This window comes from Thalassoglobus polymorphus (assembly GCF_007744255.1).
Lineage (GTDB): Bacteria > Planctomycetota > Planctomycetia > Planctomycetales > Planctomycetaceae > Thalassoglobus > Thalassoglobus polymorphus.
This window is the reverse complement of the sequence record NZ_CP036267.1, coordinates 2,601,958-2,615,948: the sequence shown is the minus strand read 5'-3', so window position 1 is coordinate 2,615,948 and position 13,991 is coordinate 2,601,958. Positions and strand designations below refer to the sequence as shown.

Below are 13,991 nucleotides of genomic sequence, written 5' to 3'. Positions count from 1 at the left end.
GTCGCTAAACCGAATCAGTTTTCGAAAACAGACTCAAAAGACAAAGTCGATTCGCCACGCACTTACGAAAGTGCGTGGCGTTTTTTTTTGTAAATTCAGATTTTTCGTGTCAAATTCTCTACGTTGATGTGTGCTCCTACTGTGAGAAGACAACGCCGAGATGGACTTGACGTTTAAAGTGGTGGATACTGACAAACGTAGACACTACCCCGGACAGCGCAGGAATCGAAAGGTTTCGAATTTGCCTGCACATCGAGTGGACCCTGCTAAAAAAGCGGCGACTGTGACGGAACTGCCCACGACTCGTCGCAGCTTACTCATTCGTGTTCGCGATCCTCGTGACCACGGTGCTTGGGCAGAGTTTGAATCGATCTACCGCCCTGCGGTGTATCGTTTTGCACGCCGACGAGGACTTCAACCCGCCGATGCGGAAGACCTTTCGCAAAGAGTCTTTCAGAAAACAGCTCACAAAGTCCGTGAGTGGGACGAAGTCGGCAAACAAGGCTCGTTCCGCGCCTGGATTCTTCTCGTCACCCGCAACGAAGTGATCAACGCACTTAGTCGACAACGCCCCGATGCAGCCACGGGAGGAACGTCGTCCAGCCAAGCCCGCGTCAACCATATTCCTGATAGCCACTCCCTCGATGAGTTACTTGAAAAAGAGTATCGCCGGGCGACCTTTCGACACGCCGCCAGCATCGTGCAAAATGAATTCACCGAAACAAGCTGGCGTGCATTCTGGCTGACAACGGTCGAAAACCAGCAGTCGCAAACAGTTTCCGAATCTCTGGGAATCTCCATCGGGGCGCTCTATGCGGCTCGTAGTCGAATCATGTCACGCTTGAGAGAAGTCGTAACGCAACTCACAAAGGAGGACGAATAATGCCGGAAATTCGATCTTCTTGTAATCCCGAAATGTTGAATCTGTTTTTGAAGCAGGTACTGCAACCCGATGAAGAAGAGCTGTTTCACTCACACCTTGACCGCTGCGAGTCTTGTCAAAAAAAACTTGAACAAAACGCCGCTGATCCAGACTGGTGGCGAGACGCTTCGGACTTTCTTATTGCTGACGAGATCGATTTGGAAATACAGGCCACGCTGGATGGAGAAGCGATTGAGACCGACGACGGCGCCATCCCTCGTGGATCGATTGCCGGTGTGATGGACCAACTTCTACCGACTGACTACCCGGAAATGATCGGTCGATTTGGTGGATATGAAATCGTCGGAGTCATCGGCTGCGGCGGTATGGGAGTTGTCCTGAAAGGATTCGAATCTGCACTGAACAGATTCGTAGCGATCAAGGTTTTGGCCCCTCATCTTGCAACGTCCGGAGCCGCTCGAAATCGTTTCTCGCGAGAAGGTCAGTCGGCTGCTTCGGTCGTGCATCCAAATGTTGTTTCCATCCACCGGGTCTCTCAAGCGAACGGCCTGCCGTTTCTGGTGATGCCGTATATCGGTGGTGAATCGCTGCAAAAACGGTCTGACCGCGACGGAGCGTTGCCGGTCTCTGCGGTCGTACGCATCGGACTTCAGGTCTGTCGAGGCCTGGCAGCCGCACATGCTCAGGGACTTGTTCATCGAGATGTTAAGCCTGCCAACATTCTGCTTGAGAAAGATGTTGACCGCATCATTCTCACCGACTTCGGCCTGGCTCGCGCCGCCGATGATGCGAGTATGACCAAGTCGGGCGTCCTCGCCGGAACGCCTCAATACATGTCCCCCGAACAGGCTCGCGGGGAGCGACTCGATCAGCGAAGTGACCTGTTCAGCCTGGGGAGTGTACTCTACACGCTTTGCACCGGACGCCCACCCTTTCGAGCAGAGACCAGCTACGGAATCCTCAGAAAAATCACTGACACGCAACCTCGTCCAATCCGCGAAATCAATCCGGACATCCCAAGTTGGATGGCGACATTGATTGCTTCGCTACAAAGTAAAAATCCAGACGATCGAATTAACTCTGCTGAAGAAGCGGCCAATCTTCTCGAACAATGCCTGGCACACCTGCAACAACCAGACCTGCAACCGCTGCCAGCGGAGTTGAACGCGTGGAACAAACGACGCTGGCCGAAATGGGTGACTTCTTCACTTGCGACCGGCATCATGATTTGTGTTGTCGTCGGCAGCTTGTGGTTCAATCACGAACCAAACGAAATCACTGCAAACCATTCCGAAACTGAGACAGTCGCCCCTTCAGTGACGTCAAAGAATGAACCTCTCGTGTCTGCCTACGCCCCCGCAGAAACCGACGATAGTCCCCCTGTCAGAACAGCTGAGCCAGTTGAAATCGCAGTTCAAGCTCCGCTCACCGATCAAGAAATCAGTGAACTCGAAGATCTCTTCGACGATGTTCAGTCGCTGCAAGATGATCTCAAACTCATGGAATCGAACTTGCAACTCCTTGATCCTCCCCAATTCAATCCGGCATTCGAACCTGAATTAAGGACAAACTAAATGATTTTCAAATCAAGCTTGAATGTCAATTTCCGTTTGGTCAATGCGATATGCTTGGTGGCGATGATCTTTGTCATACTTCTCAAACAGTCAGCCCTGTCTGAGCCAGCGGAAAAGGTTGAGCCTGCACCGTCTCCTGTCACTGCAAAGAAAGTGAGCAACGACGATCCGCCTCCGTTTCCCGTTTTCACGAACAAAATCAATTATTCAGAAACTTCAGAGACCTTCCCCGAGTTCGTATGGGATAGCCATCGTGACCAACAAAGAACTGAATCGTCTACATCGACCTCTTATCGGCTCATCGCTGTCCCGAAGAATGTTGTCGGCCCGCTCGCTAATGCAATCTACGAGAACTTTCCTGAAGTTCAGGACGAACTCGATATTCAGACCACTGTGCGCGGCGTTGTCTTCAATGCTGATATCGTAGTCGAAGAAGATTTCGACAAAGAGCTTCAGGCACTTGTGAAGGCAATTCAGGCAGATGTCAAAACGCACTCCGACGTTCAGTTGTACATCCGCTTGCCGATGAATTTTCGCAACTCGAAGATCAAACCCGCAGAATTCCATGGATACCTTCGGGATTGCGAGTTGTCCAAAGAACCGATCTTCAACGAATTATATTCAATGCGTGGGAGAGCTTCAGTCGTCCATCGTTGCAAACGGGAGATTGTAGAACTACTGAGCGGAATGGAGAAACAAAAACATCGCAAGGCTGGAAAATCAGAACCTGGAAACGATGGCGATTTCATAGAGGAATCGGAGCTTGGAATTCGCCAGCCGGTCGTTGTGAACCATCCAGAAAATCTCTACCAAAGTTTAGTTGCACAAGTTCACGATGCCCAAGCTGACTACTTCGCACAGCCCCAAACCACTGAGGCCGGCCCAGAATCAAAACGACTTGCTGGCGAACTTGAACAACTCAGCAAAGAACTCTGGGAGGCTGAGCAACAACTTCTCAAGAATCAAGTGACCGACTTGAAACGCCGTCTCGCTGCCATTGAGACAAAACTGGAACTTCGAGAAAAGCGGCGTGCAGAACTCGTGCAGCGACGATTGGAAGAACTCAAAACGCAAAAACTAAGTGTTGTCGAGGCAACTCCCCAGGGAGAACCGACGCCCATCCTTCCAGTACCGCCGATGCAACCACAACAGCAACCTGAAACTGAACAAGCTGGGAAAAGGCTACCGCCAGAAGCACCAACCGAGACCGATGCCACTCGTGCTGTCGAAGTTCTTTTAAGTTCCAACAACGGAGAATTCGTCGTCACACCTCGCCAGCAATCGGTGCACAATCTGACCAAACTGAATCAGGCTTTGCTGAACTACCACGCAGCGAAAGGGCACTTTCCACCAGCTTCAAAAAGCATCACTACACAAGTCATTTTCGATGGCCCGGGGAAAATCAAACCGTTTCCCAAAGTTAGTTGGAGGGTCGAATTGTTGCCTTGGCTGGGTGAGGACGAACTATATCGCCAATATCGAATTGACGAACCTTGGGACAGTGAACAGAACAAGAAATTGCTGGCGAAAATGCCGGACATTTACCGCTCGGCACTCGATCCGAGCGACTCGCAAAATTCGGCTTTCTATGCCGTTGTCTCCGAATCGAAAAGGCAGGTCGGGAAGCCAGAATACTCGACACTTTTCGGCAACCCGGCGGGTTCGAAATACTCCGACGTCCATGACGGTACAGCGAACACCATCGCACTGGTTGAACTCGATCTCAAAATTCCCTGGACCAAACCCGAAGACTTACAATACGACCCCGACCAGCCACTCCCCAAACTTCCACTCTATGAAGAGACCGGTTTTCATGCAGGTTTCATCGATGGAGCGGTTCGCCGAATTCAGAAAGAGACCGACGAAGAGCAGATTCGCCGTTTTTTCGAAATGAAAGATGGTCTGCCAACCAAGCTACCACCAATCGTAAACGCGTTCGGGACAGTGTTGCTTCAACCGGTGAAGCCGCAACCACCCAAAAATCCATCCGCTCAGGTTCCAGTTTTCGATCCTTTTACTCCCTCAAACACTCTTCCAGAAACCAGGCAGTTAGAGAAAGAAATTCTTCATCTTGAAGTCTTGGCTGCGAAGCAAAAGTTAGAAGCTGCACAGCAAGCATTGAAAGAGGTGAAAAATGCAGTTGAGCGAAATCTCGTGTCATCTCAGGAACTGAGCAATAAAGAGTTGGCTGTCAACGAGGCTGCCATTGCACACAAGCGGGCAGAACTCGCGCTTCAACGTGGAATCATCGATCAAACACCTGATCAAGCGAAATCATCCTTCGAAATCCCAAAATCACATGAAATGCTTCGACTCGATCTCGAACTTGCCGAGCAGATTGACAAGCTGGTAAAAGAAGATCTTGTAAGAATCCAGGAGCAATACTTAAATGGTGCCGCCTCTCTCCAACAGGTGACAGAAGCAAAGTCAAAAGCGATTCAAGCTGAACATGATGTCAAGCGTCTCCAACTCGCCTTGAAGCCGACAATCGCACCTGACGCAGAATCTTTCGCAAGTCAGTCATCAAATGAAGGTCGGTCACTCTCAGCTTCGGAAGCGACTCCTGATGCAACGCGGTATTCAATCGAGGAATTGCAGCCAAGAATCAAGGAGGCATTCACCAAGTTGGGCGGTAATTATGACCTGGAAGACGAAGAAACTTATATCATTGGAAGCGTTTCTGCTTCGCATCATCAACAACATGCGACCATTCCGCAAATAACAAATGCAATTGCCCTCAAGATCATGAAGAATCATAAGCAGGAGACACCATTTACTGAATCGGACTACCAAAAGAGTTCAGTTTTCATTTTTCGTTTACAACCATCAAAACGAAAATGGTTCACATTACGACCAGTTGGCTCCGCAAAAATCCACAGGCAGGACGACGAAGTGTTGAGTGGTATCATCATCAAAGAAGAAGAGAACGAAAAGATCCTTCCTGGCGATTTGTTTGTGGCAATCAAGAATCCAAAGGGTTTGAAAAAAACATTCAGGCCGCATGAAACGCCAAAGCGCACGATCCCGGTCACTCCAATACAGCCTGAAGAAACTTCTGTCCCACCAAGCTCGATTCCCTCATCCCCTTTTACTAACAACACACCGATAGAAGTGAAATCGCCCGCTGATCAGCGAGCGAAAATCACGCGAGGAAAAGATTCTTACACCGTCAGCAACGCAACCTTGATCGAAAAATCAGTCGAGGCTATCGAGGCTGTCCTTAAACTTCCGACTGCCGATCAGATTTCGGTTTCACGTGGGGTGCGTAACGACACTGTCTCGGTCTCCAGCGATGTCGAAACAAAACAATTGTCTGAAGAGATCGAGAAAATTGTACGCAATCGGAAGGAAGTCTATTTATTAAAACATGACGACGGCCATCTGTTTATCGACGCCGGACCAAAGGAAGCTTCAGACGTCACGAAATCGTTGATCGACGCGATCCAAAGCAGCCGAGCAAAGCCCAAAGAGAGCGAACCATCAACGAAGGACTAATCTTGACCTCGGTGAAGATAAACATCTCGATCGAGCTTACAGGAGAAACGCGTTCTACCGTGGCGAAGAGGTTGCTCAAGGCTGTTGCTTGCGGATCATCTGCTCCTCAACATTGATATCCGAGAGCGATTTCAATTTCATGCTGCGGTAAATAGACCAGCCGAAGGGGCTTGTGAGCGGGCTTTCGCATTTCACCTCGAACACTTTTTCATGACTTTCGTCGCCAGTGATTTCGAAAATCCTGGCCCACTGATGCTTCCCGGGGACTTCGTTGAAGGGCGTCCCATCATCGAGTTCGACGTGTCCACCATCCGTAATGAGATAGTTTCCGGTCTCTGGCATCAGGTCTGCTTCACAGTAGAAGGGACAGAAGAACATTTCATTCGGTGAGCCGTCGTACTCCCAGAGTTGCTGGACAGTTTTTGCTTTTTCATCAATCTTGAATTCCACGACGCGGCTATGGTTTTCACTTCCTTTGAGCGGTGTATTGAACGGACGAGTGCGATAGTTTCCATTATCATACAACCGGATGTTGCCGTCCGGTGTCAGTTGAGGACCATGCTGGTGGTACGGCCACGCGAAATCGTCGCCCACCGGTTTTAGAAGGTATTTCTGCCACTCCTCCCCCCAACCGTCAGGAGTTCCCAGAATCCAGATAATCTCTTCGCGTTTGAGATCAAACTTCACAAGACAGTCCAGATGCCGGAACGAGATAATGACTGCATCCTCCTCTGGAATGAGAAGCAATCCGTTGGCGTGACACCAGTCTCGACTGTAGCCGTTGATCAGATGGTTGTATTTCGGTTTCCAGAACCCACCCCGTGATAAAAAGCTGAAGCGTGTTTGGTCCAGGTAATCCTTCAGCTCGACACGTCTTACAACTTCGCCTGTTGACGGAACAAATTCAATCAGCTGATCACAGACAACATGTGCAGGTTTCCATTCTGCTTCGGGGTCCGTCACGCTGGTGGGGAACTTGTCGAACTTGACGAGGTCCGTCGAGAGAGTGAATAGATTCCCATTAGGATGCTGCGCAATTTCGTGGTGCATGGTGTCGATATCCACCGCGATCGACTTTGGATTCGGTGCATCAGTCAATCTGGCTGTGTGCCATTGACGAACAAGATTGCCGACTAAATCGATTTCAAACGCATAGCGGTAATTGCCATGCTGAAACAATATGTTGCCGTTTTTCAGCAATCGAACATCCGCCGTCCGATGCCCGGTTCGCATGAACCAGACAATCTCCCCTTGCTGATTCAAGGCGATCAAATAACCATAATCCATCACACTCGTATCGTCTCTCCACAAATTGATCGGAAACAATAAGACCCCAGGCTCCATTTTCTCCGGCTGAAGATGTGTGACTTTGATCGGTGGGAAATTGCGGGGAAGCGGAATTGTCTGATAGGTGAGCGGTTTGCTGATCTCAAAATGCCCTGTCTCCGGATCTGTCAAGCGAACTTTGATTTCGTGCTTGCGATCCGGGCGAAGACTATGTGCAATGAGGCGCATTTGGCGTGTCGACTTTTTCGGCCCTTCAATTGTCCATGAACTCTTTCCGTCTGTGATTTCCAGCGACGCGATGACGGGCTTCGTTGCCGTTACGTCAACATAGGCCACGAGCGGTGCTCTCCACTGAGGATTGGGAGAGACAACCGGGATCGCCGAAAACAGTGACGAATCGTTCGTGTCAGCTTCGCCTTCCCGGGCATGCAAACTCGTTGACAAAACGACACCGCATAATGTCAGGAGAGACAGTGGTTGCAGAAAAAAACGAATGAGATAGAAACGCAACATTTTCAGTCCCGAAATTGGTCTAACTGTCAAAATTTCCGTACACTCTAACACCCATTCTTCAAACCTTCACCTCACATCAAAGCCAGTCAATGTCATACTCAATAAAAAAGATCGAACTTTACGTTCGTGAAACAAAACCGGGACGAATGCTGTTTTCCCTCGGAAAGAAAAAACAGGAAAACAAATCGCAGCAAGGTCTGCTTAATCCGTTGGGACACATCCGGCTGGTGCTTCAAGATTCTGAGGGGAACGAAACTTTCGGTTGCGCCGGTGATCGACTTTCAGTGCGCTGGCTTGATAAACGTCCAGGACGATCGCTTGATCTGAAACGACGAGAACTTGTTCAACTTCTCAACGATGCCAAAGAGATCGCACTTTCGATTGGGGAGTTCGAAACGCCGTTCGAATTCTGGGAGAAAGCACATCCGCAAATCATGCAACGAGGAAGAGAGATGCAGCAGGAGGATTTAACGTCATCCTATGCATCTGCACAATTTGAGCGCGCTGTTCTCGATGCCTTTTGTCGAGCTCATGAGAAGTCGATCTTCGAGATGGTCAAGACTGGACAAGTCGGGTTTGAAGCCGCGTCAATTCATCCGGAACTCAAAGGCTTTCCATTTGAGAAATCACTGCCGCAGCGTCCACTTTCGCAGTTTTGGATTCGTCACACGATTGGCTCTTCCGATCCACTTACCGAGGCAGACCTGAATGCTGCAAATCGTGCGAATGATGGTCTCCCAGAAACGCTTGAGGAGTATGTCCGCGAAGATGGTATCCGTTACTTTAAAATCAAAGTGTCGGGAAGCCCTGACCAAGACTTGCAACGACTCTCCGCAATTTGGGATGTCATCGTTTCCGCTCAGGCACCAGTGATTACGCTGGATGCCAACGAAGCATTTGACGATTTGAAAACGTTCGAAAAATTTCTCGTTCGATTTGATCGTGAATTAACGGGAATGTTCCAGCATGTTGCATACATTGAACAACCTCTTCGACGGCAGCTGACACTCGATCCCAGCACGAAAAAATCAATCACGCGACTGGCAGAGCTAAAGTCATTACTGATCGATGAATCGGACGGCACGACCGATTCTTACCGCCGGGCGCTCGACATCGGCTACGACGGTACATCGCACAAGAACTGCAAAGGTGTTTTCAAGTCGCTGGCAAATTACGCACTCATGATGAAGCGAGCAGAGACAGGCCGTTCAACATTCCTCAGTGCCGAAGACCTGCAAAACCTACCCGTTGTCCCACTTCAGCAGGACTTCACGACATTGGGAATCCTGGGGATCGAACACTGCGAAAGAAACGGCCACCACTACAACTTTGGACTCTCCATGCTCTCTGAGAAAGACAGAGCGAACGCTTTAGCCAGCCATCCAGATCTCTATGTAGAAAAAGATGGGGAAGGTTTCCTCAATATCCAAAATGGCCAAGTCAATTGTGCCAGCCTGCAATGTTCTGGATTTGGAATTGCTAACGAACCTGACTGGGATTCAATGATGAACATGAACGAGTGGGTGAAGCTGCGGCATTCAGAGTGATCGCTGCCCCCGTCGTGGAAAGATTTTTCGCCACATCAAGCGGGCTCTGACTTCTTCATTAATTCTTGACGTAGCAAATTCAGCGCACATTTTGCAGTTCGACCTTTTGTGATAGCCGGGTTGCCAGTCCAAGTGAGAAGTTCTTGAGTACGGACGGAATCGCCGATCAGCACGATCGGGATTTCCGAGATGAGTCGCCCCGATTCATTTGTTCGAATCGCCTCTCCACCAATTGCAATCACGTAATCAGCATCGACGGCTTTCCTGAAGTCTTCCGCTTGAGCCTTGAGTGAAATTTCTGAACTTCCAGAAGACGAAACGGAGACATTTCCACCGCGATAACAATCAGTCGCATCTGGAACATGAGCAATCCACTGAGCCAGCAGCCCAGCGGTCGCGTGCTCCACAGTGGCGAATGTTTTGCCCTGTTTGACCAGGTCTCGCATAATGACGTCTTCTAACTCTTCGTCTTCTTCTCCGAAAACAAACTCGCTAAGCTTGGCTCGAATAATTTTTCTTGCTCCGTCAATTTTCTCCAGACACTCTGCTTCGTTGCTGCCCTGTGCATTGATGCGTAGAGTGATGGTTGCTTCATGCGCGGTAATACCGACTTCGGGATCATTTCCGCGCGCTGTTAGATCGCCGAGAATTTCTTCCGTTGCGGACTCTCCAATGCCGAAGCAGTTAATGCGGGCACGACGAATAAGAACATCCCCTCCGGGGAGAAGTGGTTTAACCTGCTCCTGGAACATTCTATGCATCTCAGACGGAACTCCCGGCATGGCGGCAACCATACACGGCATTGCTCCTTGTCTGGGGTACTCCGCCCAGATTCCTGGAGCGGTCCCGACTGGATTCACAAGCGAAGTTGAACCGGCTGGAAACATTGCCTGAATACGATTTCGCTCTGGCATTTCTCGACCGCGTGAAACAAAAAAACCTTCCAGATGTTCCATGGATGCAGCATCTTCGACGAGATCCACATTGAGTAAACCTGCGATGGCGTGACGTGTTAAATCGTCCAGAGTCGGTCCAAGACCGCCAGTCACGAAAATGAAGTCGACTCGCCCGGCGGCGATTTTCAGTGCATCAATGTTTGCCTGCAGATCATCAGCGACCGTTGTGTGAAATAGAACCGGAATACCGAGTTCAGCAAGTTGCAAACTTAGCCATTGACTGTTGGTGTCGAGTTTCGCCCCTGAGGTTAACTCGGTACCAATCGCGATGATCTCTGCAAACATTGAGTCTGATTCCTGAGTCGTCTCTCGAGATCGAATGAGAGCTTTGATTATTTGATGGACATGAATTCATGCTGATCGGTCTTTTCAGAACCGGAAGAATTAGGACACTCTTTTAAGTCCGCCCCGCTCGCAACATTCATGGAGAACGATGCGGTCATTCTCAACGACGATCCCGTTTCGCAAGTGATCTTATCGCACAGAGATGAAATCGTTGTGGTTTAATAACACATGAATCAAATTCTCACGGGCGCGAAGTGCAGGGGAGTCTGCAGCGTTGAGTTTTGCCTTTGTATTGGCAGAAACAGTGGTCAGCGATTCTTTATTTTCTAATAGTGAAGATTGTGAAGTTAAGAACTGTTCGCAAGTTGTTACTTCGAGTTCGGTTGGTTCTCTGGAGAGGATTTTGAGGAAACTGTTGCGGATGAATTCTGATGGGCTTGAGCCTGCTTTATTCAAGTCAGCTGCCAGCTTCCGACTCGCTTCGAAAGTGAGACGACTATTGGCAAGTGCGAGAGCCTGTTGAGGGATAATACTGGGCGAACGACGATAGCAGTCAGTCGGATTGGCCGCATCGAAGATGGTCATCATCAGCATTTGTTTCTCGTACGCATGACGGAAATACAAGCTGCGACGAGGAACATCTTCACCCTTTTCAAAATCGATATCCGGCCCGCTCATCGACAGATCGAGTTGGTCAGCGACACTCAAGACACTGTCTCGAACAATTTCAGACTCGAGACGTTTCACATTGGCGCGCCAGTAGTATTTGTTGTCTTTGTCGATTGTTTGATTCTTGACAAGAAGTTCAGATTGATCGCTCGATGCCTGTTGGTATGTCTCCGAAGTGAGAATTAATCGGTGAATGTGTTTCATGCTCCAACCACTTTCGACGAGTTCGCTGGCGAGCCAGTCGAGCAGTTCAACGTGAGTCGGTTTTGGAGAGCGCATTCCGAAATCAAAAACGTTGTCAACAAGTGGGGTCCCAAAGTGGCGAAGCCAGATATGGTTAATGGCAACGCGAGCAGTGAGTGGGTTTTCAGGGTGAACAATCCATTGAGCCAGTGCCAGACGCCGACCGGTACTTTGCTTCGGATAAATCGGTCCGACCGCTGTGTACTTTGCGTCTGTCTTGGAAAGTTCGAGACGTTTTTTCTCTGCATCGGTTCGAGCGTCGCGAAGTGCCTTGTCCGCCTTGGCGATTGCTGCCTTCTTCTTGGCTGCATCTTTTCCTTGCGACGATTTGGCTTTTTGAGCTGATTGCCATTTTTGAAAGACAGCAAGTGATGCATTGATGTAACGGGCTTTGCGTTGTGCGTTCGCAGCCAATACTGAGAGATGTTCAATCTGTTCCGGACTCGCCTTAGGATTGCTTTGATATTTGGCTGAGTCGGCGGAATAGCGTGCAACCAGTGAATTCAAGGAAGCCAGTGCTGAGGCATGCTTCAGGATGGCCAGTTGATGCGGAGTTTCAAGGTGCTGCGGGAGCGAAGGTGTTGGTGGCGTTGGCGGAATTGCTTTTGAATCGGCTGATGCGGAAGTATTGTCAGGTTGAAACTTTGCAAGTGCTGCTCGCGCTGTTGCCTCAGCTTTCTCTGCTCTTTCGATCGATTCTTTCCGGACTCGCTGACTGAGTGCCGGAAAGTAACTTTCGACGGGAAGATCAACAGGCTGAACTTCGTACGGAACACCGAGGATCTCAGCGACATCAGGATCGAGTGGATTCTCTTCATCTAGAAGTTTTTCATTCCCTTGCCGATAAAGATAGGTCTTCACAGCGAGGTCTTTATCAAACACACGCGCGATGCCATCTTCCATGATATTCGCCGTGCCAGGAAGCTGATCAGTGCGGACGTTGTACGGCTCGAAAATCGCACGGAATGTGTAGTATTCCTGCTGGGCAATTGGATCAAACTTGTGATCATGGCAGCGAGCACAATTGATCGTCATCCCGAGAAACGCCTTGGCTGTGTGCTCGACGGTCGCGTCCAGCCAGATGTTCCGGTTGCTGTTGTGGTAGTTACGTGCGAGGAATCCCGTCGCCCGTAACACATCCTGATTCAGCGGAGCGATTTCATCGCCTGCCAGCATTTCGACAACCATCTGATCGTAACTTTTATCATCATTCAGAGACTCAATGATCCAGTCTCTCCAATGCCAGATGTGTCGCTGACTGCCACGGAGTGCGTTTTTGTAACCGCTCCAGTCGCTGTACCTCCAGACATCCATCCAGTGCCGCCCCCAACGTTCGCCGTATCGAGGACTCGCGAGCAGTTGATCAACGATCGATTCATATGCAGCTTGTGAAGAATCAGATTGAAATTGTTCCAACTGCTCAACTGTCGGGGGGAGTCCGGTTACGTCCAAGGAAACCCGCCGCAGAAGAGTTGCCTGTGGAGCACGACGAAGCGGTTGCAAGCCATGCTCTTCCTGTTGATGACTTATAAAGAGATCGATTGGGTTCTGAGAATCTGATCCCATCGACTCAGGGATATCGGGACGCGTGATCTTCTGGTAGGCCCAGTGATCTTCGGGCGTCTCCAGAATTTCTTCATCAGCGGGGGCGGGCATCCCGAGAGCAATCCAGTCGCTCAAGAGCTTAATCTGTGCTGCCGTGAGTGGTTCACCTTCGCCCTCTGGTGGCATTCTTTCGTCAGCATATTTCGCACTGATCCGCTGAATGACCAGACTCTTTTTCGGGTGTCCTTTGACGGCAACGCTCTCCCGGTTCTCATCGCCGATGAAGAACTTGGCGGCATCGAGTCGCAAGTCTGCTTCTTGTTTAACAGGGCCGTGGCAGCTGATACATTTTTCAGCCAGCAGTGGCTTGATGTCACGGTTGTAATCAACTTCTGCACTGTTCGCAGAAGAACTGTTCGCGGAAGAAGTGATGACGCAGAACCCGAGGGCTATGAAACTGAGACGATTCATAGGAAGGAAACACCGGCAGGAGGATTAGGAAGGAATGAGATTTTAGCATAGCACTGAGTTGATTCGATGTGAACCTTGAGAGGTCTTTCAGCACTCATTGAAATTTTGCTGAAAAACTCTAAGAAAATTCAAGTTGCAAAATTGTTGCCGGTTTAAAAAAAGCTGATGCAATTTCTCACAGATGCCGCTTGACACGATCGCAGGAAACAGCGATTGTGCCGCACCTGCAAGCGAACAAGTTTCGATTGCGGAATAGACAACTTGAAACAAACCCTTCGCACACGTTTGGCCAGAGGATCAACCCATAGCGTGGGCCTCGATCGTTGATAGGTGTGTGCTTGCACAACCTGGTCGTCGTCCTTCTCGCAGCAGTTCCTGACTGCCTTAAACTCGCGAAGGGTTTGCGTAAAAAAAGCGGCGGTTCGAATTCGTTCGAACCGCCGCTTTTATTTACCACGTATACTGAGAGATAACTGGTGGTCTGAAGCAGATTGTGATTTCAGCGATATTGAAAAACACAACG

At 49.7% G+C, this 13,991-nt stretch carries 7 protein-coding genes; 4 read left to right on the top strand and 3 right to left on the bottom strand.

The window, feature by feature from the left end; genetic code table 11:
- Positions 1-160 precede the first annotated feature (160 nt).
- Genes Mal48_RS09440 through Mal48_RS09430 form a run of 3 tightly spaced genes read left to right on the top strand, consistent with a single transcriptional unit; the run spans position 161 to position 5,952 of the window.
- A complete protein-coding gene (locus Mal48_RS09440; protein ID WP_145198335.1) occupies positions 161-883 on the top strand; it encodes an RNA polymerase sigma factor in 723 nt (240 codons plus the stop codon).
- Positions 883-2,457, top strand: a complete 1,575-nt coding sequence (locus Mal48_RS09435; RefSeq protein ID WP_231739970.1) for a serine/threonine-protein kinase — start codon at positions 883-885, stop codon at positions 2,455-2,457. Before Mal48_RS09440 ends, Mal48_RS09435 begins: the two co-directional genes overlap by 1 nt.
- Positions 2,458-5,952: a DUF1559 family PulG-like putative transporter gene (locus tag Mal48_RS09430; RefSeq protein ID WP_145198332.1), complete on the top strand. Its 3,495-nt coding sequence runs from the start codon at positions 2,458-2,460 to the stop codon at positions 5,950-5,952. It abuts the gene before it with no gap.
- Between the two features lie 75 nt (positions 5,953-6,027).
- Here the strand turns inward: Mal48_RS09430 and Mal48_RS09425 are convergent, their stop codons facing one another.
- Positions 6,028-7,752, bottom strand: coding sequence for an aryl-sulfate sulfotransferase (locus tag Mal48_RS09425; protein WP_145198330.1), 1,725 nt, complete (start codon positions 7,750-7,752; stop codon positions 6,028-6,030).
- 89 nt (positions 7,753-7,841) lie between these two features.
- Here Mal48_RS09425 and Mal48_RS09420 point away from each other — a divergent pair, with 89 nt between their 5' ends.
- Entirely contained in the window at positions 7,842-9,299 is a 1,458-nt protein-coding gene (locus Mal48_RS09420) for an enolase C-terminal domain-like protein (protein WP_145198328.1), read from the top strand.
- A 35-nt stretch (positions 9,300-9,334) separates the two neighbouring features.
- Here Mal48_RS09420 and Mal48_RS09415 read toward each other — a convergent pair whose 3' ends face one another.
- Complete coding sequence (locus Mal48_RS09415; protein ID WP_145198326.1) at positions 9,335-10,540, bottom strand: molybdopterin-binding protein; 1,206 nt, start codon at positions 10,538-10,540, stop codon at positions 9,335-9,337.
- Positions 10,541-10,729: 189 nt separating this feature from the next.
- On the bottom strand, positions 10,730-13,468 hold the full coding sequence (locus Mal48_RS09410; protein ID WP_145198324.1) for a PSD1 and planctomycete cytochrome C domain-containing protein: 2,739 nt from the start codon (positions 13,466-13,468) through the stop codon (positions 10,730-10,732).
- Positions 13,469-13,991: the final 523 nt, after the last annotated feature.

What these genes read in the sequence shown, in the direction of transcription:
- Mal48_RS09440 (WP_145198335.1), top strand. Translation starts at nt 161, where the DNA reads ATGGACTTGACGTTTAAAGTGGTGGATACTGACAAACGTAGACACTAC.
- Mal48_RS09435 (WP_231739970.1), top strand. Translation starts at nt 883, where the DNA reads ATGCCGGAAATTCGATCTTCTTGTAATCCCGAAATGTTGAATCTGTTT.
- Mal48_RS09430 (WP_145198332.1), top strand. Translation starts at nt 2,458, where the DNA reads ATGATTTTCAAATCAAGCTTGAATGTCAATTTCCGTTTGGTCAATGCG.
- Mal48_RS09425 (WP_145198330.1), bottom strand. Translation starts at nt 7,752, where the DNA reads ATGTTGCGTTTCTATCTCATTCGTTTTTTTCTGCAACCACTGTCTCTC.
- Mal48_RS09420 (WP_145198328.1), top strand. Translation starts at nt 7,842, where the DNA reads ATGTCATACTCAATAAAAAAGATCGAACTTTACGTTCGTGAAACAAAA.
- Mal48_RS09415 (WP_145198326.1), bottom strand. Translation starts at nt 10,540, where the DNA reads ATGTTTGCAGAGATCATCGCGATTGGTACCGAGTTAACCTCAGGGGCG.
- Mal48_RS09410 (WP_145198324.1), bottom strand. Translation starts at nt 13,468, where the DNA reads ATGAATCGTCTCAGTTTCATAGCCCTCGGGTTCTGCGTCATCACTTCT.